This is a genomic window from Nocardioides fonticola (assembly GCF_039536805.1).
GTDB lineage: Bacteria > Actinomycetota > Actinomycetes > Propionibacteriales > Nocardioidaceae > Nocardioides > Nocardioides fonticola.
On the sequence record NZ_BAAAZH010000024.1, the window covers coordinates 138,674 to 161,803 of the forward strand.

The following is a 23,130-nucleotide window of genomic DNA, read 5'->3' on the forward strand; positions in this document are numbered from 1 at the left end:
CGGGGGCGTGGCCCGGCCGACCTGGGCGCGATCCGAGGCCGGTCGCGCGACACTGGGGGGCCGAAACCTGCAGCCGGTCAGGCCGGCTCGTCCACCGCAGCCCGCACCGCGGCGACGACGTCGGCCGGCGTGGTGCCCGTGCGCTCGGCGAGCTGCTCGACCAGGCGCCGCACGACCAACAGGACGCCGCTCATCAGCGGGGAGATGTCGAGCTCGAGCTCGTCGTTCTCCTCGTCGAGCAGCAGCTCGATCGCCTCGATCTCCAACAGCTTGGAGAAGGCCAGCTCGACGGGGTCGGTGCCGTCGGTGTCGAAGGCGACGCTGACGCCGTCGAGGACGATGTGCGCCGAGAGCCGGGCGCGCTCCTCCTCGCTCAGCTCCGGGCCGTCGTGGCCGTGACCGTCGTGGCTGCAGTCGGGGCCGTGCTCGTGGTCGGACATGGGGTGCCTCTCGGTACGGGAGATGAGCAGGAGATGGGCGCGCGGATCAGCGCACGTGGACGACGGACTTGCCGAGCGCCTTGCGCTCGTCGAGGTCGACCAGAGCCTGACCGAAGTCGGCGAGGTCGTAGGTGAGGCCGACGGGCGGCTTGACCACGCCCGAGGCCATCATCGGCACGAGCTCGGCCCACTGCTGGTGCATGTAGCCGGGCCGGCGCATGGCGTACTCGCCCCAGCCGACGCCGCGCACGTCGATGTTGTTGAGGAGCAGCCGGTTGACCTTGACCTCGGGGATGCCCTGACCGGCAGCGAAGCCGACGACGAGCAGGCGGCCCTGGGAGGAGAGCAGGCGCAGGGAGTCGAGGAAGACGTCGCCGCCGACGACGTCCATCACGATGTCGACGCCGCGGCCGTCGGTGAGCTCCTTGACGGCGTCCTTGAACCCGTCGAGCAGGACGACGTCGTCGGCTCCGGCGTCGCGGGCGACCTGGGCCTTCTCCTCGGTGGAGACGACCGCGATCGTGCGGGCGCCGTACCCCTTCGCGACCTGGATGGTGGCGGTGCCGACGCCGCCCGCGGCGCCGTGCACGAGCACGGTCTCCCCGGCCTTCAGCGAGCCGCGTTCGGCCAGGGCGAACTGGGCGGTCAGGTAGTTCATCGGCAGGGCGGCGCCCTCGTCGAAGCTGATCGAGTCGGGGATCGGGAAGGTGAAGATGCCCGGGCTCGCGACCAGTTCGGCGGCGCCGCCGTAGGCGCCCACGCCGGCGACCCGCGTGCCGGGCGCCATGCCCTCGATCTCGGCGCCGCCGACCACGACGCCGGCGAAGTCGACGCCGAGGGTGAACGGCGGCTCGGGCTTGAGCTGGTACTCGCCCTTGCTCAGCAGCAGGTCGGGGAAGGAGATGCCGACGCTGTGCACCTCGACGAGCAGTTCGCCGGGACCGGGCACCGGCTCGGGGACGTCCTCACGGACGACGACGTCACGGGGTCCGGTGGTGGTGATCACCTGCACTGCCTTCATGGGCGCAACCGTAGCCGCCCGCCGACCCCGCCCATCCGCGGGCGCCCGGGCGCCGAACGACCGGCGTGCCCCCCACCGATCGCCTGCAGGCCATGACGATGCACGCCCTCGCCCGCTTCACCGTGCGCTACGGCGCCGACCTGCGGTTCGCGGGGCGCGATCTGCCCCGGCCGCGGGTGGTGCGGACGCCGACCCGGCACGGCGTCGTCCGGTCCTTCGTCTACGGCAGCGCGGACGCCGGCGGCGTCGCGCACGTGCACTTCCACGGTGGAGCGTGGTTGATGCGCTACCCGCAGATGGACGACTGGTGGTGCCGCTACCTGGCGGCGACCACGGGCGCGGAGATCTGGAACGTCGACTTCCGCACCGGCCCCTACGTGACCTATCCCGTGGCCCAGGAGCAGAGCCACGACGTGGCGGCCGCCGTGGCCGGCCAGCGGCGGGCGGTGAGCATCGGCGGGTTCTCCTCCGGTGGCGGGATCGCAGCGTCCGTGGCGCTCCAGGCCCGCGACCTGGGCTCGTTCGCGCCGCGCCTGCAGGTGCTGGGCGTGCCCGCGCTCGACCTCGCGAGCGATCTGCCCACCGGCGCCGGGATGATCTCGCCGTCCCTGCGAGCGTTGGTGCGGCGCGTGTACTTCCCCGATCCGGCGACGCGCAGCGAGCCCTACGCCTCCCCGCTGCTGGCCCCGGACCTGTCAGGGCTGCCGCCGGCGGTCGTGCTGACCGGCGAGCGGGACACGCTGCGTCGCGACGGCGAGGCCTACGCCCGCCGCCTGGAGGACGCCGGGGTGCCGGTCGTCTACGACATGACGCCCGGGGTCGACCACTACTTCCTGACCGAGGATCCCGGCCGAGCCCGCACGACGATGGCGATGATCGCCCACCAGATCTCCGCCCACCTCGCGCCCGTGGACTCCCACTGACGCCAGGCTGAGCCTGCCAGCTGAGCCCCGATCGGACCCGCGTCAGTCGGGGCGCACCAGCCGCGCCAGCTCGAAGTGCATGGGGTCGGTGTAGCTCCAGTCGCCACCCCAGGCGAAGCCCCACTTCTTGAAGATCGACACCACGGTGCGGTCCATCTCGCCGACGGTGCCGCGCTGGTTGCCGGGCACGTTGAGGTCGAAGGCGAGCCCGAAGGCGTGGTTGGAGAGCGTCGTGGTGCCGGCGATGAAGCGCGGGTAGAAGCAGCCGGCGTACTCGCCGACGTGGATCTTCGAGGCCAGCCCGCGCTGCACGATCTCCTCCAGCGCGGCTCGCAGCTGCGGGAAGATCGCCGTGTTGCAGGTCATCGACCCGAGGATCGGCACGGGCTCGGTGGCGATGTGGGAGGCGACCCAACCGGCGTCGGGCACGACCCGGCCGCCGACGACCCGGTAGCTGTAGGTGCCCACCGCGTCGGAGACGCCACCGACGACCACCGCGGTCTGGACGGCGTCGGGGTCGAGGCCGTACCGCGCCACGGCGTCCAGGCCCTGGATGGAGGAACCGGCGGGCACGATGCGGGCGATACCGCGCCGTACCCGGTCGGGTGCGGCCATCCCGGTGGAGATGAGGACGGCGTTGCCCGGCGTCATCCCGAGGGTGCGCCCCCAGGCCTCGTCGACCACGAGGTCGACCGAGGGCACCTGCGGGGCGAAGGCGCCGATGTGCGGGGTCGGGTCGTCGGGACCGAGCTGGAGGTACCCGTCGTCGGTGATCGGCAGGGTGTCGCGCAGGGCGGGGCTGACGAAGATCTCGCCGCCGGCCAGGCGCTTCCAGATGGCCGTGGCCTGGGCGACCTGCACCTGGGTGGAGCGGCGGTAGGTGTCGGGGTCGACGGCGGCGACGGTCAGGGCGCGGTCCTCGATCGCCAGCGAGGCGATCGAGAGCGGGGTCACCTCGCGGACGCCGGGGACCTTGCGCAGGCGCGCGAGCTCGTCGTCGCCGATGGTGCGGTCGTCGACGACGAGGAGGTCGGCGGAGAGGAGCGGCAGCTTCAGCGGGCCGGGGGCGGCGACCGCGTGCTCGGGGTCGAAGGCGTCGGCGACCTCGGCGGGGGCGCTGAGCCGGCCCCCGGTCGAGGCGGTCGGGTCGTCCGCGCCACCGGCGGCGCGGCCGGCGTCGGCCGATCCGCCGCACGCGGCGGCTGCGAGCACGGCGGCCAGCGCGAGACCGGCGGTCAGGGCCTGACGCGCCGACCGACGCTGTCGCTGCCAGCGCATGCCCATGGACCGACCTTCCGCACGGGGCGCACCCCGTCGTGCGCCGTCGCTCCAGGGTAGGCGAACCGGACCAGACCAGCAGGCCGGATGGATGGGCCGATCGGTCAGTTCGCGTCCGGTTCGCCGGCCAGCACGCGGGCGGCGATGAAGGCCACCGCGTCGGCGGTCTGCGTCGGCGCCGCACTGGGTTGCATCACGTGGGAGAGGACGACGCGGACGACGATGTCGATCATCGCGTCGGTCTGCTCGGCGGTCAGCGGATGCTCGTAGGGCTCGACCCGGGCCGCGATGACCTCCTTGGCGGTGGTCAGCAGCGAGTGCGCGTGCGTGGTGAGCAGCGGCAGGAGTTCGGTGTCGGCGCCGTGGGTGGCCGAGACGACCGCCTTGAGCAGGGTGTTGTCGCCGGCGTGCACGAGGACGTCCTCGGCCGAGGCGCGGATCGCGGCCACGAGGTCGGTCGGGTGGGTGTCGAAGGCGTGGTCGACGACGGTCATGAACCGCTCGAGCTCGCGCAGGATCATCGCCTCGGCGAGGCCGGCCTTGGTGCCGACCTCGTTGTGCACGGTCTGGCGGCTCACGCCGACCGCGTCGGCGAGCTTCGCCATGGTGACCCGCGACCACCCGAGGTCGGTGGTGAGCTGGACGCCGGCGTCGACGATGCGTTCGCGCGTCGTCAGCGGCCGGGTGGTCATGGCTCCGAGTGTAGGAAGCCCGACCACCCGGCCGACGACGGAGGTGCTCACCAGAGCCGCGCCTCAGCCCTCGAGCGTGAGCGCGAGCACCGGGCAGGCCTGGACGGCGGCGTGCACGTGCCCGCGATCGGCCTCGGGCGGGTTCTCGTCGAGTACGTGCATCTGCTCGTCGTCGTCGAGCTCGAAGTAGTCGCTGGCCATGGCCTCGCACATGCCCAGGCCCTCGCACTTGCCGTAGTCGACGACGATGCGCGGCATCAGAGGGCCTCGGCGTTCGTGAGCGGGAGGAAGTCGACCTTCTCGCGCACCCCGCAGTCGGGGCAGCACCAGTCGTCGGGGATCTCCGACCAGGCCGTGCCGGCGGCGAAGCCCTCGAGCTCGTTGCCCGCGGCCACCTCGTAGGTGTAGCCGCAGCCGGGGCAGCGGGCGGCGAGCACCTCGTCGACCTCGACGGCGCCCGGGGTGACGTCCTCGCGCACCGCTCCGGCGGCCGCCTCGGCGGCCCGGATCTCGGCCAGGTGCGGGGCGTACTTCGCGATGAGCTTCTCGCGCTTGCGGGGCATCACGTTGGCGCGGCTGATGTCGCCGTCGAAGTGGTCGAGCACCCGGCGGTCCATGACCCGGCGCCACAGCGGCGGGAAGAGCGCGAGCACGATCATGCCGGCGTACCCGGTGGGGAGCACGGGGCTCTCCTCGAAGTCGCGCAGGGTCTGGTAGCGACGGGTCGGGTTCGCGTGGTGGTCGCTGTGCCGCTGCAGGTGGTAGAGCAGCACGTTGGTGGCGATGTTGTTGGAGTTCCACGAGTGCGAGGGGTCGACGCGCTCGTAGCGCTGGCGCTCCCCGCTGCCGACCTTCTGGCGCAGCATGCCGTAGTGCTCCATGTAGTTGACGACCTCGAGCAGCGAGAAGCCGATCACGGCCTGGAGCGCCAGGAAGGGCAGCACCTCGACGCCGAGCCAGGCCACCAGCCCGCCCCAGAGGACGGCGGTCATGAGCCACGCGTTGAGCACGTCGTTGCCGAGGTGGAAGGGGTGGGTCGACTTCCGCGCGTACCGCTTCTGCTCCAGGTGCCAGGCGCTCTTCAGGGAGCCGAACACCGTGCGCGGCCAGAACTGGTAGAAGTTCTCGCCCAGGCGGCTGGAGGCGGGGTCCTCGGGGGTCGCGACCCGCACGTGGTGGCCGCGGTTGTGCTCAATGTAGAAGTGGCCGTAGGCGACCTGGGCCAGCGCGATCTTGGCCAGCCAGCGCTCGTTGGCCTCGCGCTTGTGGCCGAGCTCGTGGGCGGTGTTGATGCCGATGCCGCCGACGCAGCCGATGGACGCCGCGAGGCCGATCTTGTCGATGAGCGACAGGTCGCCCGGACCCCAGTCGACTCCGCGGGCGATGAGGTACATCGCGCCCACGAATCCGGCGTACTGGATCGGCAGGAACAGGTAGGTGATCCAGCGGTAGTACTTGTCGTTCTCGAGCTGCTCGATGACGTCGTCGGGCGGGTTGGCGGTGTCGAGACCGGCGAACAGGTCGACCGCCGGCACGATGCCGAGGATCACGATGGGCCCGATCCACAGCCACACGCCCCAGCCGGTGGCGGCCCACAGCCCGATGGCGAGGAACGCCAGGGAGGGCACCACCAGGCCGATGAGCCACAGGTAGCGCTTCTTGTCCTTCCAGGCCTCGGTCGAGCCGGCCGGAACGGTCGAGTTCGCGATCGCGGGGGCGATCGTCGGGTCGGACTGGGTCATCGGGTTCCTCCTGCGGTGACGGGCATCACGGCCCGCGGTTGACAGAACCATAGGGTTTGTCAACCGCTTTGACAAGAGGGTTGGAAATGTAAAGTGCGCGGGAGGTTGTCCGGCCGCCCGACACCGGGCAGGGTCGGGGCGTGAGCGGAACCACCACGGCACGTGCCTTCGGCATCGACTTCGGCGGCACCGGGATCAAGGGCGCCCCCGTCGACCTCGAGATCGGCGACTTCGCCGCCGAGCGGGTGCGCATCAAGACCCCCGATCCCGCGACGCCCGAGGCGGTCGCCGACGTCTTCGTCGAGCTGCTGGGGGAGTTCGACGACATCGAGGGGCCGATCGGGGTGACGGTGCCCGGCATCGTCCGCAAGGGCATCGTGCACAGCGCCGCGAACATCGATCCCGCCTGGATCGGCACCGACGCCGATGCGCTGTTCAGCAAGGCCACCGGCCGCGAGGTGCACGTCGTCAACGACGCCGACGCCGCCGGCATCGCCGAGGCCCGCTACGGCGTCGCCCGCAGCCGCGGGGGCCTGGTCATCCTGACGACGCTGGGCACCGGCATCGGCTCCGCGCTCATCCACGACGGCCACCTGGTGCCCAACAGCGAGCTCGGACACCTCGAGGTCGAGGGCCACGAGGCCGAGAAGTGGGCGGCCAACAGCGTCCGCGAGGAGCACGACCTCTCGATGGAGAAGTGGGCCGAGCGCCTCCAGGCGTACTACCGCACGCTCGAGCGGCTCTTCAGCCCCGAGCTGTTCGTGGTCGGCGGCGGCATCAGCAAGCGCGCGGAGGAGTTCCTGCCGCTCCTCGACCTCGACACCGCGATCGTGCCGGCCTCGCTGCTGAACAAGGCCGGCGTGGTGGGTGCGGCGGTCTACGCCTCGGAGGCCTCCGGCGCCTGAGCGTCCCGCGGCGTCGCGGTGCGCGCGATCGCCGAGGCCACGGCCTTCGGGACGTCGGGGTGGAAGACCGTGGGGATGATGAAGCTCGGGTTGAGCTCCTCGTCCTTGACCACCAAGGCGATCGCCTCGGCGGCCGCGAGCAGCATCGGCACGGTGACGTCGGAGGCGCGGGCGTCGAGCAGACCGCGGAAGACACCGGGGAACGCGAGCACGTTGTTGATCTGGTTGGGGTAGTCCGAGCGGCCGCTCGCCACGACGGCGGCGTACCGGCCGGCCTCCGCGGGGTCGACCTCCGGGTCGGGGTTGGCGAGCGCGAAGACGACGGCGTCGGGCGCCATCTCGGTGATCCACTCGGCCTTGAGGACGCCGGGCGCGCTCACGCCGATGAACACGTCGGCACCCTGGAGCACGGTGTGCAGGTCGCCGGTCACCCGCCGCGGGTTGGTGGCCGCGGCGAGCTCGCGATGGGCGGGCGGGAGCGACTCGTCGCCGGCGCACAGCGCACCGGCGCGGTCGACCACGACGACGTCGGTGACCCCGGCCGCGAGCAGCAGCGTGACGATGGCGGTGCCGGCCGCGCCGCCGCCGGAGACGACGATGCGGACGGCGGAGAGCTCCTTGCGCACGACCCGCAGCGCGTTGGTCAGCGCGGCCAGGACGACGATCGCGGTGCCGTGCTGGTCGTCGTGGAAGACCGGGATGTCGAGGCTGGCGCGCAGCCGGCGCTCGATCTCGAAGCAGCGCGGTGCCGCGATGTCCTCGAGGTTGATGCCGCCGAAGCCCGGGGCGATGAGCTCGACCGCCCGCACGATCTCGTCGGTGTCCTGGGAGGCCAGGCAGATCGGCCAGGCGTCGATGCCGGCGAACCGCTTGAACAGGGCGGCCTTGCCCTCCATCACCGGGAGGGCGGCGCCCGGCCCGATGTTGCCGAGCCCGAGCACGGCCGATCCGTCGGTGACGACCGCCACCGAGTTGCCCTTCACCGTCAGGCGCGGGATGTCCTCGGGGTGCTCGGCCAGTGCCCGGCTGACCCGGCCGACCCCGGGGGTGTAGGCCATCGAGAGGTCGTCGCGGTTCTTCAGCGGCACCTTGGAGGAGACCTCGATCTTGCCGCCGATGTGGAGCAGGAAGGTGCGGTCGGAGACCTTGTAGACCTCCACGCCCTCGATCGCCCCGACGATGCGCTCGAGCTCGAGCGCGTGGTCGGCGTCGCCGGCCGAGCAGGTGACGTCGACGACGAGGCGGGTGTTGCTGGACTCCGCGACGTCGATAGCGGTCACGATGCCGCCGGCCCCGGCGATCGCGGTGGCGACCGCGCCGACGACCCCGTGGTCGGGGTCGGTGTGCAGACGCATGGTGATCGAGTAGGAGGACGTCGTCGCGCGGTTCACCTCCTCACCTTCGCACCGGTGCGGTGGTTACCGACAAGTCGGACACCCGTGCGTGGGCTCGGGCGGCGGGAGGGCGTCCGCAGACCGGTGCGGCACGTCCGATGGACGGTGTGACCGGCGCCACAATTCTGCACTCCTTGAACGGGAGTGCAATACTGCACTACATGTCCGAGAGTGCAATCTCCCTGCGTGAGGCGAAGAAGGCGCAGACCCTGCGGCGCATCCGCCAGCAGGCCCTCGAGCTGACCCGCGACCGCGGGCTCGAGGGCTGGACGATGGACGATCTCGCCGAACTGGTCGAGGTCTCGCGCCGCACCTTGTTCAACTACGTGCCCGGCAAGATCGACGCCATCCTCGGCGAGCCGCCGGCCTTCCCCGACGACGCCCTGGCCGTCTTCCGCGCCGGCGGCCCCACCGGCCGCCTCGTCGACGACATGACCGTGCTGGCCGTGGCCATGTTCGAGCGCGACGACTTCGGCGCCGACCTGCTGCCGCTGGCCAAGCAGGTCTTCGCCGCCACCCCGCGCCTCATCCTCATCGCCCACGAGCGCTTCGAGGTCGTGGCCGCCGAGATGGTCGGCCACATCCTCGAGCGCGAGGGCGAGTCCTACGGCAGCGACCGCGCGCTGCTCGCCGTCCGCGTGCTGGCCGCCCTCTTCGACGTCGCCACCTACGCGCTGGCCGCCGACCCCGACGGCCCGCCCCTGGCGGAGCGCTTCGAGGAGGCCGTCGACCAGGCCCGCGCCCTGCTCACCTGACCCGCCCGACCCCGCACGACCCCGCACAGCCCCGCAGAACCCCGCCACCAGCGCCCTGTCACTTCCCACCAGGAGACCACCACCATGGCCACACTGCTGTACCGCCTCGGCCGCACCGCCTACCGGCGGTGGCCGATCGCGATCGGCGCCTGGCTCGTCGCTCTGATCGCCGTCGGCACCATCGCCGCCGGCTTCGGCAAGCCGATGACCGACGCCTTCACCATCCCCGGCATCCCCTCGGAGAAGGCCCAGGACCTCCAGGCGGAGCTGTTCCCGGGCTCGGTCGACGCCTTCGACCAGGCCGGCGTCACCGTCGTGGTGGCCGCGCCCGAGGGCAGCACGCTCGCCGACCGGAACGTCGCGCGCTCGGTCGACCAGCTCGTCGCGCGCCTGCAGAAGCTGCCGCAGCTGAGCGAGGCCGGCTCCGCCGCCATCGCCGATCCCGTGCAGGCCGAGCAGACCCAGACCTCGCAGATCCTGAAGTCGGCCCGGCAGAGCGGCACGCCTCCCGACGAGGCCCGCGCCGACGCCGCCAACCTCTCGCCGCTCTCGGCCGACGGCCGGGTCGGGCTCATCAGCTTCGCCTGGGACGTCGACACCCCGGCCGACGTGAAGGCATCGACCATCGACGCCCTCGACGCCGCGATGGCCTCCGCGCGCGCCGACGGCCTGACCGTCGAGGCCAACGGCTCGGGCTCGAAGGTCCAGGGCGAGGTCGGCGGAGCCTCCGAGCTCATCGGCATCGGCGTCGCGCTGATCGTGCTGCTGCTCACCTTCGGCTCGTTCGTGGCCGCCGGTCTGCCGATCGTCACCGCCATCATCGGCGTCGCACTCGGCATGCTCGGCATCACCGCCATGACCGCCGTCATGGACATCGGCTCCAGCACCCCGATCCTCGCCACGATGATCGGCCTCGCGGTCGGCATCGACTACACGCTCTTCATCCTCGCCCGCTACCGCACCGAGCTGCAGGAGACCGACGACCGCGAGGAGGCCGTCGGCATCGCCGTGGGCACCGCCGGCTCGGCGGTCGTCTTCGCCGGTCTGACCGTGCTCATCGCGCTCTCCGCGCTGGCCGTCGTGCGCATCCCGTTCCTCACCGCCATGGGCCTCGCCGCGGCGGCGACCGTGCTGATCGCCGTCCTCGTGGCGCTCACCCTGCTGCCGGGCATCCTCGGCCTGCTGAAGTCCAAGGCCTTCGGCGGCACGGTCCGTCGCTACCGCCCGAGCCGTGACGCCTCCGGTCGCGTCGTGAACAACGGCGTCCGCTGGGCCCGGGTCGTCGGACGCCGTCCGGTGGCCGCGGTCGTGCTCGTCGTCCTCGCGCTCGGGGCACTGGCCGTACCGGTCAAGGACCTCTTCCTCGCCTTCCCGACCGACGCCACCGCGGCCTCCGACACCACCCAGCGCAAGGCCTCCGACCTCATCACCGAGGCCTTCGGCCCCGGCCGCGACGCACCGCTGCTGGTCGTCGTCGACGCCCGCTCGGTCGAGGCCAAGCAGCGCGGCCAGGCCTTCGCCGACGTCGCGAGGTGGGCGAACCGGCAGGACGGCGTCGCGCACGCCCAGATCGCCGGCACCAACCCCGACGGCACCGGTGCGCAGATCCTGGTGACCCCGTCGACCGGTCCCGCCGACGAGGCCACCGAGCAGCTGCTGCTCGACCTGCGCGACGGCCAGGCGGGCATCGAGGCCCGCACCGGCACGACCACCGGCATCACCGGCCTGACCGCCATCACCACCGACGTCTCCGACCGGCTCAGCAGCGCGCTGCCGATCTACCTCGCGGTGGTCATCGGGCTGGCGTTCATCCTGCTGATGATCGTCTTCCGCTCGATCCTGGTGCCGCTCACGGCCACCCTGGGCTTCCTGCTCTCGGTGCTGGCCACCCTCGGTGCGACCGTGGCGGTCTTCCAGAAGGGGGCGTTCGGCCTCATGGAGGGTCAGCCGATCGTCAGCTTCATGCCGATCTTCCTCATCGGCGTCGTCTTCGGTCTCGCGATGGACTACCAGGTGTTCCTGGTGACCCGCATCCGCGAGGCGCACGTGCACGGCATGTCGACCCGCGACGCCGTCGTCGACGGCTTCCGCAACTCGGCACGGGTGGTCGCGGCCGCCGCGACGATCATGACCGCGGTGTTCTCGGCCTTCATGCTCCAAGACGACGCGATCGTGAAGTCGATGGGCTTCGCCCTGGCGATCGCGGTGGTCTTCGACGCCTTCGTGGTGCGCATGGTGCTCATCCCGGCCCTGCTCTACCTGATGGGCGAGAAGGCCTGGTGGCTGCCGGCCTGGCTCGACCGCATCCTGCCGGTCGTCGACGTCGAGGGCGAGAACCTGCAGCGCCCCGGCAAGGCGCTCGACGCCGAGCTGGCCGCGCTGACCGAGTCCGGCGAGGGCGTCGACACCGCGCGCTGATCGGCCGCCGCACGACACGAGGGCCCCGGGACAACGTCCCGGGGCCCTCGGCGTCGTCGGACCACAGGGCCGGACGTCGTCCTGGCGGCTGCGGGAGCGGCTTGATCGTGATCGGGCCGCGACTTGTCAGGGGAAACTCCCGCTTGGCACAGCAAGCATTGCCTGACAGGAAGGAGTTTCCCCGGCTGACCGGGGAAACTCCTCCCGGCCCTCAGCCCGCCACGCCCAGCTGCCGCAGCAGCTGGGCGGCGAACCGGTCGCCCATCTGGGCCACGACGCCGGACATCGTGCGGGTGACGGCGGGCCGGGCGAGCCCGGGCAGCGGGAGATCGAGGGTGATCTCGAGGGAGGTCGCGAGCGCGGTGACGCCGGGCCGCAGCTCCTGGAGGTCGTACCAGCCGACGACGCCGGCGCGCTCGGTCGTCCCCGCCGGCGGGTCGTGCCGGAACTCGATGCGCTCGGGCTCGGTGAAGGTCATCCGCTCGGTGAAGGCGGGGGCGACGTCCAGTCCGGCGACCGAGAGCCCCGAGAGCTGCCAGTGCCAGTGCGTGCCGCCCTCGAGGGCGGTGATGGAGCGCACGAACGGCACCAGCGGCGCCAGCGTGGAGGGGTCGACCAGGATCGCCCAGATGTCCTCCCGCGGCGCTCGCACCTCCGCGTGGGCGGTGCGCGACGCGGTGAAGGAGGTCATCAGGCGGCGAGGGCCTTCTCGATGTCGGCCGCGATCTTCTCCGGCTTGGTGGTCGGGGAGTAGCGCCCGATGACCTGGCCGTCCTTGCCGAGGAGGAACTTGGTGAAGTTCCACTTGATCTTCCCGCCGAGCAGGCCCGACTTCTCCTTGCGCAGCCACTGGTAGAGCGGGTGCGCCCCGCTGCCGTTGACCTCGATCTTGGAGAACAGCGGGAAGGTGACGCCGAAGTTGCGCTCGCAGAAGCCCGCGATCTCGCTGTCGCTGCCGGGCTCCTGGTGGCCGAACTGGTCGCACGGGAAGCCGAGGACGGCGAACCCACGCTCGGCGTACTGATCGTGCAGGGCCTGGAGACCCTGGTACTGGGGCGTGAAACCGCACTGCGAGGCGGTGTTCACCACGAGCACGACCTGACCCTTGAAGTCGGCGAGGTCGACGGGCTGACCGGAGATCGAGGTCGCGGAGAAGTCGGCGAGGGACGTCATGCCCCCAGCCTGCCAGGCCCCCGGAAACCCGCCCAGGTCTTCGCCGCGATCAGTCGCGATCGGTCGGCGAGGGGACGCCGATCGGCTCGCCGGTGGCCTTCTCCACATAGTCGATGAGCGCGGCGACGGCGACCGGGTCGTGACCCCGCTCCCAGCCGAAGGTCGTCGGGCGCTGCACCCGGTCGTGCCAGAAGTGGCCGGGCCGCGACATCGGCCGGGTCGCCAGCAGCCACACGGCCGTGTCGGCGCCGTCCGCCGGGCCGCGCAGCAGCGGTCGGGTGACCTTCTCGAAGGTCGGCAGGTGCTGGCTCACGCCCGGGGTCGCGACCCAGCCGGGGTGCATGCTCTCGACCCGCACGTCGCCGGCGCCGGCCGCCCGCAGGCTCTGCGCCCAGGCGTCGGCGAGCACGACCTGCATGCGCTTGGTGCGGGCGTAGGCCTGCACGGCGTCGTAGCGGCCGACGCGGTACTCCAGGTCGTCGGCGTCGTCGGCGTGCAGGCGCGCGCCGTACATGCCGCCCGAGCTCATCCACACCACGCTCGAGCCGTGGGCGGCCCGCAGCGGGTCGAGCAGCAGCGCCGTCATCAGGTGCGGCGCGAGCACGTGCACGGCGAGCGTGGCCTCGTGACCCTGCGCGGTCTCGGTGCGCTCGGGGGTCATCAGCCCGGCGTTGTGCAGGACGCCGTGCAGGGCCGGGACGCGGTCGCGCAGGCCGAGGGCCCACGCCTGGACGGCGTCGAGGTCGGCGAGATCGCAGATCTCCTCCTCGATCTCGGCGTCGGGCTGGGCCCGGCGCAGCGCCTCGGCGCTCGCGCCGACCTTGTCGGGGTTGCGGCCGAGCAGGTGCACTGTGGCCCCGAGGCGGGCCAGGCCGGAAGCCGCGGCCTCGCCGATGCCGGAGGTGGCGCCGGTGACGACGATGCGGCGTCCGCGCAGAGACCCTGGCTCGGGGTCGGCGGGCCACCACCGCCGGCGCAGCGCGCTGCCGATGCGGGTGTAGCCGCCCACGATCGAGCGGTCGAGGGCGGCGTCGACGAGGGCGGTCACGGGCATGCCCTCGACTGTAGCCAGCGCCCGCGCGAGGCTCGGGCGACGTCCTTCACAGGAACCCGACAGGTTCGCGCCGGGTTCGCGCCCACCCCTCCGGGTGGCCTGGCATGATCGCCCGGTGCTCACCTCCCTGCGACCGACGCGCGCCGATCTGACCGCGCCCCCGGTCGTGGCGGGGCTGCTGTCGCTGCTGGCCCTGATGGCCGTCGACGTCGCGGCGTTCCGGTTCGCCGGGGCGTTCGGCGCCGCCGCACTGGTGACGTCGGTGCTGGGTCGAGCGCGCCAGACGGTCGTCACGGTCGCTGCGACCGAGGCGGCGCTGATCGCCAGCGGGGCGTGGCACGGATTCCTCGACAGTCCGGAGATGCTCCTACGAGGCGGCACGGCGACGGCGATGTGCGTGATGGCCGTCGTCTCCGCCTACGTGCGCGACGAGCGCGAATCGCATCTGGCCCGGATGACCGTCATCGCCGACACCGCCCAGCGGGCGTTGCTGCGGGCCGCTCCCGAGGCGATCGGCTCGGTCGGCCTCGCCACGCGCTACGTCTCGGCGACCGAGGGCGCGGCGGTGGGCGGCGACCTGTACGAGGTCGCGGCGACCCCTTACGGCGTCCGGGTGATCGTGGGCGACGTGTGCGGCAAGGGACTGGACGCCGTGCAGACCGCCGCCGCCGTCCTCGGCGCCTTCCGGCAGGCCGCGTTCACCGAGTCCGACCTCGCCGCCCTGGCGCGCAGCATCGACCAGATGGTCGCCCGTGAACCCGCCGACGAGCTCTTCGTGACCGCGATCGTCGGGGAGTTCCACGACGGCTCGGTGCACCTGGTCAACTGCGGCCACCCGTCGCCGGTGCTCGTCGACCCCGACCCGCGGGCGCTCGAGGGCGACGACGTCACCCTGCCGCTGGGCCTGGGCGCCGACCCGGTCGTCACCGAGCACCCGTGGCACCGGGGCGCGCGGCTGCTCCTCTTCACCGACGGCCTCATCGAGCAGCGCGACCGCACCGGCGCCTTCTTCCCCCTCACCGAGCATGCGGCCGGCCTCGCCTCCGGCACCCTCGACCAGGCACTCGACACCCTCGTGGGCGCGCTGCGGCGGCACGGCGGACGCCGCATCACCGACGACCTCGCCCTCCTGCTGGCCGAGAACCGCGCCTGACCCCCACCTGACCGCGGACCGGCCCAGTCGGCACCGGCCGGGCCCGGCCGAGATCGGAGGGCCGTGGGACGCGCGGGACAACCGCCGTCCCGTCACCGCCCCGGCGCGTGCCTACTGTCCCGGACCGGATCAGGACACCTGCCACCGGCGCGAGCGGAGAAGGTCCTGCCCGGTCAGGGCCCGGCTGCGGGGCGCGATGGGAGGACGCCGGCCCGCCCCAGCCGACGGCATCCGTCCCTGCAGAAACCGGAGACCGATGATGTCCGTCCACCTTCTCGCGGCATCCGCCGCCGCCCTCGACACCGAGGACTTCGCGCACGCCTACGACCAACTGCCCACGCCGGTGATGATCGCCGACACCGACCTCGTGATCCGCTACCTGAACGCCGCCTCGCAACGCGCGCTGCAGCGGGTCGAGGCGCACCTCCCCGTGCCGGCGACCGCCGTCCTCGGGAGCAGCCTCGACGTCTTCCACCGCCACCCGCAGCACCAGCGCAGGATCCTCGCCGACACCTCCGCCCTGCCCCGCCGGGCGCTCATCGACGTCGGCCCGGAGGTGCTGGAGCTGACCGTGACGACCGTGCGCGACCGGGCCGGCGTCGTCGTCGGCTCGATGGCCGTGTGGGACGTCGTCACCGACCGCGTGCGCCAGGACGAGGAACGCATCGCCGGCGAGCGGGACGCCGCCGCCGCCAACCGCGTGGAGGTCGGCGTCGCCGCGGCCGTCGACGCCGACGCCGCCGTCCTGACCGCGATCGAGCGGGTGCGCGAGGAGTTCGGCTGGGCCTACGGGTCGTTCTGGCGCATCGAGGACGACGGTCGCCTCCACTGCGCCGCCGAGTCCGGCACGGTGAGCCCGGAGTTCGCCCAGCTGACCCGGACGGCGTCCTTCGCCGAGGGCGAGGGGCTGGCCGGGCGCGCCTGGGCGGCGCGCGACCTGGTGCACACCGCCGACCTCGGGGCGATGACCGACTGCGTGCGGGCGCCGGTGGCGCACCGCCTCGGCATCCGCTCCGGGGTGTGCCTGCCGATCACCCACGGCGGCGTCGTCATCGGCACCATGGACTTCCTCACCACCGAGACCGTGCACCTCTCCGAACGACGCCTCGACGTGCTGCGCACCGTCGGCCGCCTGGTGAGCAACGGCATCGAGCGGTTGGCCCGCGAGGAGGAGGACCGGCGCCGCGGGATGCAGATCGCGATGCGGGTGCAGCAGATCCTCGCCGCCGTCGAGCGCGCCGCCGAGGGCGATCTCAGCCAGGATCTCGAGCTCGCGGGCGAGGAGGACCCGGCCACCGCGATCGCCGTGGCGTTCAACGCCATGCTCGCCCAGCAGCGCAGCGCGCTCGGTCGGCTCGCCGAGACGACGACCGGGCTCGGCGAGGCCGGCGCGCACCTCGGCGGACTGGCCGGCTCGATGGCCGCCGACGCCGGACTCACCGACGAGCGGGCACGCTCGGCGTCGACCTCGGCCGCGGAGGTGAGCGCGGCGGTCTCCTCCGTCGCCGCGGCGGCCGAGGAGATGACGGCCTCGATCCGCGAGATCGCCCACAGCGCCACCGAGGCCGCGGCCGTGGCCGCCACCGCCGTCGAGGCCGCCACCGGGGCACGCACGACCGTGGCGAGCCTCGGGGAGTCCTCGACCGAGATCGGGGAGGTGCTCAAACTGATCACCTCGATCGCGCGTCAGACCAACCTGCTCGCGCTCAACGCGACCATCGAGGCCGCGCGCGCCGGGGACGCCGGGAAGGGGTTCGCGGTCGTCGCCGGCGAGGTCAAGGAGCTGGCCAAGGAGACCGCGCGGGCCACCGAGGACATCGGACGCCGGGTCGAGGCGATCCAGGGCGACAGCGCCGAGGCGGCCACCTCCATCGCGCGCATCGCCGAGGTGATCGGCCGGATCAGCGATCTCCAGACCTCGATCGCCTCCGCGGTCGAGCAGCAGACGGCCACCACGAACGAGATCGCCCGCTCGGTGAGCGAGGCCGCCGAGGGCGCCGAGCAGATCGCCCGCGACGTCACCGACGTGGTCGGCGCCGCGGCGTCCACCCTCGAGGGCACCCGCCGCACCCGCGACGCGCTCGGCGACATGGCGCAGATGGGGACGACGTTGGAGGAGCTGGTGGGCGCCTTCCGGTTCTGAGGGTTCCGGGCCTGAGGGGTCGACCGGCGGGCGCCATGTGGTTGAATGCTGAACTATGTCAGCGCCCGAGGTCGTCCTCGCCACGGCACCCGGAACGCGGCTCGACCGCGACGATCGGCCGCTCGTCGTGCTGCTGCACGGGCGGGGCTCCGACGAGCAGCAGATCCTGCCGCTCGCGGCCGCCCTGCCCGGCGGCCTCGACGTCGTGGCGGTGCGCGCGCCCATCGCCGAGGGCGGCGGCTACGCGTGGTTCGCCAACCGGGGCATCGGCCGCCCGGTGCCGGCGTCCCTGCGGCTCCACCTCGACTGGTTCCGGGAGTGGCTCGACGCCCTGCCCCGGCGCCGCGTCGTCCTGGTCGGCTTCAGCGGCGGCGCCGCCTTCGCGGGCGGGCTCGTGCTCGACGACCCGACCCGGTTCGCCGGCGTCGCCGTCCTGCACGGCACGCTGCCCTTCGATGCGGGGCTGCCGGTCGAGCCCGGTGCCCTGGACGGCGTCGAGGTGCTGGTCAGTCGCGGCGCCCGGGACGCCGTCATCCCCGGCGACCTGCTCGACCGCACCTGGCACCACCTCGCGGACGGCGTCTCAGGTGCGCGGGTCACCTCCCATCTCGACCCCGGCGGCCACGAGCTGACGCCGGCGACGGTCGCCGTCCTCGCAGCCTGGCTTGCGCGGATCGCGACCGGCGGGGAGCGGTGATGGACACCCGGGACGCCGTCGTCGCGCTCGCCGCCGCCCGCCGCGAGCGCCGCACGATCGACCCCTTCACCGACACACATCCCGACCTCGACGAGGCGTGGGGCTATGCCGTGCAGGACCTCGACCTGGCCGATCGACTCGCCGCCGGGGAACGGTCGATCGGGATGAAGCTGGGCCTGACCAGCGCCGCGAAGCAGGAACGGATGGCGGTGCACCGCCCCGTCGTGGGCTTCCTCACCGACGCCCACCTGCTCGCCACCGGCGAGGTCGCCCGGCGTCTGGACTCCTGGGTGCAGCCGCGCATCGAGCCCGAGATCGCCTTCGTGACCGCCGTCGATCTCGGTGGCGGGCTCACCCGCGCCGACGCGCCGACGGTCGTCGCGTCGGTGCTGGTGGCCGCGGAGATCCTCGACTCCCGCTTCACCGGCTACCGGTTCCGGCTGCCCGACGTGCTCGCCGACGCGACCAGCGCGGCCGGGGTGCTGCTCGGCGAGCCCCGACCGGTCGGCGACCTCGATCTGGCGTCCCTGGCCTGCCGGGTGGAGGTCGACGGCGTGCTCGAGCACGAGGCCACCGGTGCGGCCGTGCTCGGCGATCCGTGGCTGGCGCTGGTCGAGCTGAGCGCGCACCTCGGTCGGCGGGGCACGATGCTCCCGGCCGGATCGCTCGTGCTCGCCGGGGCGCTCACCGACGCCGTCCCGCTCACGGCCGGGCGGCGGTACCGGCTGGTCGTCGACGGTCTCGGGGAGATCGTGGTGGACCTGTTGGGCGCGGTGGGCGCGGTCAGCCCGTGAGCTCGACCCGCGTGATCGACCGCCACCGGTAGGTCTCCCCCGGCCGCAGGAGCGGCGAGGGCCAGCCGGGGTGGTGGACGGCGTCCGGCGGCAGCTGCGGTTCGAGGGCGACGCCCGCGTAGGGCGGGAACGGTCGGCCGTCGAACCCGGCCGCCGTGTAGACCTGGAGCCCCGGTTGGTCGCTGGTGAGCACCAGCCGCCACCCGTGCGCCTCGAGGCGGGCCACCTCCCGCAGGCCGTCGCCATCGACGACGCCGTCGACGACGAGATCGTGGTCGAGGCCGCCGAGCCGATCGGCGAGGTCGCCGATGCGCACGCCGCCGCGCAGGTCGAAGGCCGTGCCCGCGACCGGAGCCGTCGCCCCGGTCGGGATCCCGGTGCCGTCGACCGGGTGGTAGCCCGAGGCCGGCACCGTGAGCACGTGGTCGCGCGCATCGGCGCCGCCGAGGCGGTAGTAGGCGTGACTGGAGAGGGCCAGCGCGGTCGGTGCATCGGTCGTGGCCGAGTAGGTCGTGTGCAGCGCGCCGCCGTCGATCGCGAACCGCGCGGTGACCCGGACCTCGCCGGGGAAGCCCTGGTCGCCGTCCGGGCTGAGCAGGTGCAGCTCGGCGGCGGTGTCGGTGCGGACGCCGATCTCCCAGCGCCGTCGGTCGAAGCCGTCGGGGCCGCCGTGCAGGGTGGCGCCGCGGTCGTTGGTGGCGAGGCGATGCACGATGCCGTCGAGCGGCAGTTCGCCACGCGCGATCCGGTTGGCGACCCGGCCCACGGTGGCGCCGAGGTAGCCGTCGTGGCCGAGGTAGGCGTCGTCGTCGGGCAGGTGGAGCACGAGGTCGTGCCAGGCGCGGAGTCCTGCGTCGTCCGGCGTGCCACGGGCGCGGAGCCGGTGGAGCCGGGCGCCCAGCGGAGCGATCTGCGCCTCGAGGTCGCCATCGCGGAGGACGACGAGGTCGCGCGGGGAGCCGCTCACGAGGCGAGATCGCCGTCGAGGAGGAGCCGGTCGAGCGACTGCTCGGCGGCGCCCAACGCGGCGGCGTGGACGCCGAGGACGCTGCCGCGCAGCTCGGGACGCACCTGCGCCCGCGAGCCGAGCCGCTCGTCGAGGACGGCGCGCGCGGTGGGCAGTACGTGGTCGAGCAGCGGCACGAAGTAGCCCCCGAGCACGACGACATGGGGGTCGAGCACGCCGGCGAGGATCGTGAGTCCGAGGCCGAGGTCGCTGCCGAGGCGGGTCAGGCGCTGGGCGGCCGACGGGTCGCCGGCGGCCTGGGCCGCGAGGTCCTCGGCGAGGGCGAGCGGGCTGCGGTCGTCGGCGGCGGCCGAGCCGGACGGGTCGGACGGGTCGGCCGAGTCGGCGGAGCCGAGGTGCTCGGGCACGAGCGCCGCGAGACCGATCTGGGCCTCCCAGCACCCGCGGCGCCCGCATCCGCAGGGCGCCTCGGGGTCGCCGACCGGGATGTGGCCGACCTCCCCGGCGAAGCCGGCGGCGCCGCGCATCAGCTCGCCGCCGACGACGATGCCGGCTCCGATGCCGACCGTGCCGGTGAGGTAGAGCGCGTGGCTCACCCCGGCGGCGGCGCCGTGGTGCAGCTCGGCCAGGCTGGCGCAGTTCGCGTCGTTGGCCACCCGCACCGCGCATCGTGCGGCGGCCGTGCCGGCGAGCCCCGCCTCGACCCGCGCGGCCACGTCGACGTCGTCCAACCCGAGGTTGGGCGCCCACGCGACCGTGCGTTCGTCGCTGCGCACCAGGCCCGGCACCGCCAGGGAGACGCCGGCCCACCGGGCGTCGGGGTGGGCGTGGAGGCAGCCGCGCGCCAGCTCGAGCAGGCGCTGCTCGCGGTCGGACGGCGTCGCCGCGCGGGTCTCGACCTGCACGACCTCGCCGGCCAGGTCGAGCACCACGGCGGCGACGTAGTCGACGTTCAGCTCCAGGCCGAGGCCGAGGTGGCGTCGTCCGCGCAGCTCGACGGGACGCCCGGGACGGCCGCGGGCACCGGCACGCGCCGCGCCCTCCGCGACGGCCTCGGCGCCCTCGAGGTCGGCGACGATCGCGCCGACCGTGGCCTTGGCCAGACCGGTGCGCACCGCCAGCTCGGCACGGGTCGCCGGGCCGTCGGCACGCAACGAGCGCAGCACGGCCGCGACGTTGTCGCGACGCAGCTGGTCGGTGCCGACGGCCACCGGCGTCCCCTTCTCAGGTCGGTTCGGGCGAGCCCGGATCAGGTCAGGTCAGGTCAGCGGACACCGTAGAGGTGCTCGAGCGCGAGCTGGTCGAGCCGCTCGAACCCGGCACCGCGCGCGGCGATGGCCTCGACGTCGGGCAGCGGCCAGGCGGCCAGCTCCTTCCAGGTCTCGCCCTCGGCCAGGGTCGGGACGGCGAGCTCGGCGACCTTCGCCTCGGCCAGGGCGTCGGCGACCTCGGGGTCGGCGCGGAACGCCTTCACCTTCTCCCGCAGGATGAGGTAGTTGTCCATGCACGCCTTCGCCGAGACCCACACGCCGGCGTCGGACTCGGTGCGGGCCGGCTTGAAGTCGAAGTGCACCGGGCCGTCGTAGCCGCCCTGGAGCAGCGTGTCGACGACCCAGAAGGCGCCGCGCACGTTGCCGGCGCCGAAACGCAGGTCCTGGTCGAACTTCGGACCGTTCTGGCCGTTGAGGTCGATGTGGTAGAGCTTCCCGTGCCACAGCGCCTGCGCGTACCCGGCGGCCGCGTTGAGCCCAGCCATCTCCTCGTGGCCGATCTCGGGGTTGAGGCCCACCAGCTCGGGCCGGTCGAGGGTCTCGATGAACGCGAGCGCGTGGCCGATCGTCGGCAGCAGAATGTCGCCGCGGGGCTCGTTGGGCTTGGGCTCGATCGCGAACCGCAGGTCGTAGCCGTGGTCGACGACGTACTCGCCGAGCACGTTGAACGCCTCCTGGTAGCGGCTCAGCGCGGCGGCGACGTCCTTCGAGGCACCCGACTCCGCACCCTCGCGTCCGCCCCAGCAGACGTAGACCTTCGCGCCGAGCTCGGCGGCGAGGTCGAGGTTGCGCATCACCTTGCGGATCGCGAAGCGGCGCACGTCGCGGTCGTTGCTGGTGAAGCCGCCGTCCTTGAAGACGGGGTGGGTGAACAGGTTCGTGGTGGCGGTGGTGACCGCGAGGCCGGTGCGCTCGAGGCCCTGCTTGAAGTGGGCGATGATCGCGTCGCGCTCGGCGTCGTCGGAGCCGAAGGGGATGAGGTCGTCGTCGTGGAAGTTGACGCCGTAGGCGCCGATCGCGGCGAGCTGCTCGAGGGCGTAGACCGGGTCCATGGCGGGGCGGGTCGCGTCGCCGAACGGGTCGCGGCCGGCGTAGCCGACGGTCCACAGGCCGAAGGAGAACTGGTCCTCGGGCGTCGGGGCGGGGATCTGGATGGCCATGGTGGTGCCTCTCGTCTGGCTGGTCGGGTGGTGTCGGTGCCGGTTGCGGGATCGGGTGCGGACCTCAGGTCCAGGACGCCGTGCGCTCGCGCAGCGCGGCGTAGGCGGCGCGGACGCCGGGGGTCGGCTCGGCCTCGACGGTCTCCAGGCCGGGCAGCGGCCAGGACGGCGGGGCGTCGGTGCCGGCGAGCGCCCAGGCGGCCTGCCGGGCGGCGCCGAGGGCGACGTACTCGCCCGGGGGCGGGAAGGCGACGGGGCGGCCGAGCACCGCCGGGGCGAGGGCGCGCAGGGCGGGGCTGCGGGTGGCGCCGCCGACCATCAGCACGCGCCGGGGCGGTGCGCCCGTGGCGGCGACGAGCAGGTCCATGGCCTCGCCGAGGCTGCACAGCAGGCTCTCGAACGCGGCCCGTGCGAGGTCGGCGCGGGTGGTGGCCGGGGTCAGCCCGTGCCAGGTGCCCTGGGCGGTGGGCCGGTTCGGCGTCCGCTCGCCGCCGTAGTACGGCAGCAGGGTGACGCCGCTTGCGCCGGGTGCGGCCTCCAGCGCCAGCCGGGCCAGCTCGTCGTGGTCGACCCCGAGCCAGCGGGCCTGGAGGTCGAGGATGCCGGCGGCGTTCATGGTCGTGACCATCGGCAGGTAGCCGCCGGCGGCGTCCGCGAAGCCGGTGACCGTGCCGCTGCCGTCGCGCACCGGCACGGTGCCCACCGCGCTCGCGACGCCGGAGGTGCCTACCGAGAGCAGCACGTCGCCGGGTTCGAGACCCATGCCGAGGGCGGCGCCCATGTTGTCGCCGGTGCCGGCGGCGATGACGGCCCCGGACGGCGTCCGGGCGGCGACGGCTCCGGGTGCCACGACGCGCGGGAGCTCGGCGTCGTGGCCGAGCGCGGCGGCGAGCAGGTCGTGACGCCAGGCGCCGGCACCGCCGTCGGCCGCGGCGTCGAAGTAGCCGGTGCCCGAGGCGTCGCCGCGGTCGGTGAAGGGCGTGGTGCCGGGCGCGGCGGCATGCAGGGAGACGTAGTCGTGGGGCAGCAGCACGCGGTGCACGCGGGCGGCGGCGTCGGGCTCGGCGTCGCGCAGCCAGCGGAGCTTGGTGACGGTGAGCGAGGCGACCAGCACCGAACCGATCTCGTCGGCGCACGCCTGCGGGCCGCC

General features: G+C 73.4%; 22 protein-coding genes. 8 read left to right on the top strand and 14 right to left on the bottom strand.

Annotated elements, in window-relative coordinates:
* Positions 1-77 precede the first annotated feature (77 nt).
* Positions 78-440, bottom strand: a complete 363-nt coding sequence (locus ABD671_RS15775) for a hypothetical protein (RefSeq protein ID WP_344734385.1) — start codon at positions 438-440, stop codon at positions 78-80.
* Between the two features lie 46 nt (positions 441-486).
* Positions 487-1,461 carry an NADPH:quinone oxidoreductase family protein gene (locus ABD671_RS15780; RefSeq protein ID WP_344734386.1) on the bottom strand — a complete coding sequence of 325 codons (975 nt, stop codon included), beginning with the start codon at positions 1,459-1,461 and terminating at the stop codon, positions 487-489.
* Positions 1,462-1,553: 92 nt separating this feature from the next.
* Here ABD671_RS15780 and ABD671_RS15785 point away from each other — a divergent pair, with 92 nt between their 5' ends.
* Positions 1,554-2,384: an alpha/beta hydrolase fold domain-containing protein gene (locus tag ABD671_RS15785; RefSeq protein ID WP_344734387.1), complete on the top strand. Its 831-nt coding sequence runs from the start codon at positions 1,554-1,556 to the stop codon at positions 2,382-2,384.
* A 42-nt stretch (positions 2,385-2,426) separates the two neighbouring features.
* Here the strand turns inward: ABD671_RS15785 and ABD671_RS15790 are convergent, their stop codons facing one another.
* From ABD671_RS15790 to ABD671_RS15805, 4 genes are all read right to left on the bottom strand, one after another.
* Positions 2,427-3,668: a M15 family metallopeptidase gene (locus ABD671_RS15790; RefSeq protein ID WP_344734388.1), complete on the bottom strand. Its 1,242-nt coding sequence runs from the start codon at positions 3,666-3,668 to the stop codon at positions 2,427-2,429.
* A gap of 98 nt (positions 3,669-3,766) precedes the next feature.
* Positions 3,767-4,354: a TetR/AcrR family transcriptional regulator gene (locus ABD671_RS15795; RefSeq protein WP_344734389.1), complete on the bottom strand. Its 588-nt coding sequence runs from the start codon at positions 4,352-4,354 to the stop codon at positions 3,767-3,769.
* A gap of 63 nt (positions 4,355-4,417) precedes the next feature.
* Positions 4,418-4,612, bottom strand: coding sequence for a ferredoxin (locus ABD671_RS15800; RefSeq protein WP_344734390.1), 195 nt, complete (start codon positions 4,610-4,612; stop codon positions 4,418-4,420).
* Complete coding sequence (locus ABD671_RS15805; protein WP_344734391.1) at positions 4,612-6,096, bottom strand: fatty acid desaturase; 1,485 nt, start codon at positions 6,094-6,096, stop codon at positions 4,612-4,614. Before ABD671_RS15805 ends, ABD671_RS15800 begins: the two co-directional genes overlap by 1 nt.
* Before the next feature lie 140 nt (positions 6,097-6,236).
* Between ABD671_RS15805 and ppgK the strand changes: the two genes are divergently transcribed.
* On the top strand, positions 6,237-7,001 hold the full coding sequence (ppgK, locus tag ABD671_RS15810) for a polyphosphate--glucose phosphotransferase (RefSeq protein WP_344734392.1): 765 nt from the start codon (positions 6,237-6,239) through the stop codon (positions 6,999-7,001).
* On the opposite strand, the gene ABD671_RS15815 is transcribed toward ppgK, so the two are convergent.
* Positions 6,974-8,392 carry an NAD-dependent malic enzyme gene (locus ABD671_RS15815; protein ID WP_425574925.1) on the bottom strand — a complete coding sequence of 473 codons (1,419 nt, stop codon included), beginning with the start codon at positions 8,390-8,392 and terminating at the stop codon, positions 6,974-6,976. The two genes, ppgK and ABD671_RS15815, sit on opposite strands and share 28 nt — an antisense overlap.
* A gap of 164 nt (positions 8,393-8,556) precedes the next feature.
* Here ABD671_RS15815 and ABD671_RS15820 point away from each other — a divergent pair, with 164 nt between their 5' ends.
* A complete protein-coding gene (locus ABD671_RS15820) occupies positions 8,557-9,150 on the top strand; it encodes a TetR/AcrR family transcriptional regulator (RefSeq protein ID WP_344734393.1) in 594 nt (197 codons plus the stop codon).
* An 84-nt stretch (positions 9,151-9,234) separates the two neighbouring features.
* Positions 9,235-11,568 (top strand): MMPL family transporter, encoded by a 2,334-nt coding sequence (locus tag ABD671_RS15825; RefSeq protein WP_344734394.1) that lies wholly within the window; start codon positions 9,235-9,237, stop codon positions 11,566-11,568.
* Between the two features lie 211 nt (positions 11,569-11,779).
* Here ABD671_RS15825 and ABD671_RS15830 read toward each other — a convergent pair whose 3' ends face one another.
* Genes ABD671_RS15830 through ABD671_RS15840 form a run of 3 tightly spaced genes read right to left on the bottom strand, consistent with a single transcriptional unit; the run spans position 11,780 to position 13,795 of the window.
* Complete coding sequence (locus tag ABD671_RS15830; RefSeq protein ID WP_344734395.1) at positions 11,780-12,259, bottom strand: SRPBCC family protein; 480 nt, start codon at positions 12,257-12,259, stop codon at positions 11,780-11,782.
* Positions 12,259-12,741 (bottom strand): glutathione peroxidase, encoded by a 483-nt coding sequence (locus ABD671_RS15835; RefSeq protein WP_344734396.1) that lies wholly within the window; start codon positions 12,739-12,741, stop codon positions 12,259-12,261. Before ABD671_RS15835 ends, ABD671_RS15830 begins: the two co-directional genes overlap by 1 nt.
* Before the next feature lie 49 nt (positions 12,742-12,790).
* Complete coding sequence (locus ABD671_RS15840; RefSeq protein WP_344734397.1) at positions 12,791-13,795, bottom strand: SDR family NAD(P)-dependent oxidoreductase; 1,005 nt, start codon at positions 13,793-13,795, stop codon at positions 12,791-12,793.
* A gap of 115 nt (positions 13,796-13,910) precedes the next feature.
* On the opposite strand from ABD671_RS15840, the gene ABD671_RS15845 reads away from it, so the two are divergent.
* The 4 genes from ABD671_RS15845 to ABD671_RS15860 all read left to right on the top strand — a co-directional run bounded on the left by ABD671_RS15845 (position 13,911) and on the right by ABD671_RS15860 (position 18,582).
* Complete coding sequence (locus ABD671_RS15845; protein ID WP_344734398.1) at positions 13,911-14,948, top strand: PP2C family protein-serine/threonine phosphatase; 1,038 nt, start codon at positions 13,911-13,913, stop codon at positions 14,946-14,948.
* A gap of 259 nt (positions 14,949-15,207) precedes the next feature.
* A complete protein-coding gene (locus ABD671_RS15850) occupies positions 15,208-17,091 on the top strand; it encodes a methyl-accepting chemotaxis protein (RefSeq protein ID WP_344734399.1) in 1,884 nt (627 codons plus the stop codon).
* 55 nt (positions 17,092-17,146) lie between these two features.
* Positions 17,147-17,788 carry an alpha/beta hydrolase gene (locus ABD671_RS15855; protein WP_344734400.1) on the top strand — a complete coding sequence of 214 codons (642 nt, stop codon included), beginning with the start codon at positions 17,147-17,149 and terminating at the stop codon, positions 17,786-17,788.
* A complete protein-coding gene (locus ABD671_RS15860) occupies positions 17,788-18,582 on the top strand; it encodes a 2-keto-4-pentenoate hydratase (RefSeq protein ID WP_344734401.1) in 795 nt (264 codons plus the stop codon). Before ABD671_RS15855 ends, ABD671_RS15860 begins: the two co-directional genes overlap by 1 nt.
* Here the strand turns inward: ABD671_RS15860 and ABD671_RS15865 are convergent.
* The 4 genes from ABD671_RS15865 to ABD671_RS15880 form a co-directional block, all read right to left on the bottom strand.
* Positions 18,572-19,549, bottom strand: a complete 978-nt coding sequence (locus ABD671_RS15865) for an aldose epimerase family protein (protein WP_344734402.1) — start codon at positions 19,547-19,549, stop codon at positions 18,572-18,574. The two genes, ABD671_RS15860 and ABD671_RS15865, sit on opposite strands and share 11 nt — an antisense overlap.
* Positions 19,546-20,760, bottom strand: coding sequence for an ROK family protein (locus ABD671_RS15870; protein WP_344734403.1), 1,215 nt, complete (start codon positions 20,758-20,760; stop codon positions 19,546-19,548). The genes ABD671_RS15865 and ABD671_RS15870 overlap by 4 nt, the downstream gene beginning before the upstream one ends.
* A 53-nt stretch (positions 20,761-20,813) precedes the next feature.
* Entirely contained in the window at positions 20,814-21,980 is a 1,167-nt protein-coding gene (gene xylA / locus ABD671_RS15875; RefSeq protein WP_344734404.1) for a xylose isomerase, read from the bottom strand.
* Between the two features lie 64 nt (positions 21,981-22,044).
* On the bottom strand, positions 22,045-23,130 hold a 1,086-nt coding region (locus ABD671_RS15880), incomplete at its 5' end, for an FGGY-family carbohydrate kinase (protein WP_344734405.1).

Coding starts and splice junctions, on each gene's coding strand:
- ABD671_RS15790 (WP_344734388.1), bottom strand. CDS start 3,668: ATGGGCATGCGCTGGCAGCGACAGCGTCGGTCGGCGCGTCAGGCCCTG.
- ABD671_RS15830 (WP_344734395.1), bottom strand. CDS start 12,259: ATGACCTCCTTCACCGCGTCGCGCACCGCCCACGCGGAGGTGCGAGCG.
- ABD671_RS15805 (WP_344734391.1), bottom strand. CDS start 6,096: ATGACCCAGTCCGACCCGACGATCGCCCCCGCGATCGCGAACTCGACC.
- ABD671_RS15820 (WP_344734393.1), top strand. CDS start 8,557: ATGTCCGAGAGTGCAATCTCCCTGCGTGAGGCGAAGAAGGCGCAGACC.
- ABD671_RS15855 (WP_344734400.1), top strand. CDS start 17,147: ATGTCAGCGCCCGAGGTCGTCCTCGCCACGGCACCCGGAACGCGGCTC.
- ABD671_RS15850 (WP_344734399.1), top strand. CDS start 15,208: ATGTCCGTCCACCTTCTCGCGGCATCCGCCGCCGCCCTCGACACCGAG.
- xylA (WP_344734404.1), bottom strand. CDS start 21,980: ATGGCCATCCAGATCCCCGCCCCGACGCCCGAGGACCAGTTCTCCTTC.
- ABD671_RS15800 (WP_344734390.1), bottom strand. CDS start 4,612: ATGCCGCGCATCGTCGTCGACTACGGCAAGTGCGAGGGCCTGGGCATG.
- ABD671_RS15860 (WP_344734401.1), top strand. CDS start 17,788: ATGGACACCCGGGACGCCGTCGTCGCGCTCGCCGCCGCCCGCCGCGAG.
- ABD671_RS15775 (WP_344734385.1), bottom strand. CDS start 440: ATGTCCGACCACGAGCACGGCCCCGACTGCAGCCACGACGGTCACGGC.
- ABD671_RS15795 (WP_344734389.1), bottom strand. CDS start 4,354: ATGACCACCCGGCCGCTGACGACGCGCGAACGCATCGTCGACGCCGGC.
- ABD671_RS15835 (WP_344734396.1), bottom strand. CDS start 12,741: ATGACGTCCCTCGCCGACTTCTCCGCGACCTCGATCTCCGGTCAGCCC.
- ABD671_RS15840 (WP_344734397.1), bottom strand. CDS start 13,795: ATGCCCGTGACCGCCCTCGTCGACGCCGCCCTCGACCGCTCGATCGTG.
- ABD671_RS15785 (WP_344734387.1), top strand. CDS start 1,554: ATGACGATGCACGCCCTCGCCCGCTTCACCGTGCGCTACGGCGCCGAC.
- ABD671_RS15825 (WP_344734394.1), top strand. CDS start 9,235: ATGGCCACACTGCTGTACCGCCTCGGCCGCACCGCCTACCGGCGGTGG.
- ABD671_RS15780 (WP_344734386.1), bottom strand. CDS start 1,461: ATGAAGGCAGTGCAGGTGATCACCACCACCGGACCCCGTGACGTCGTC.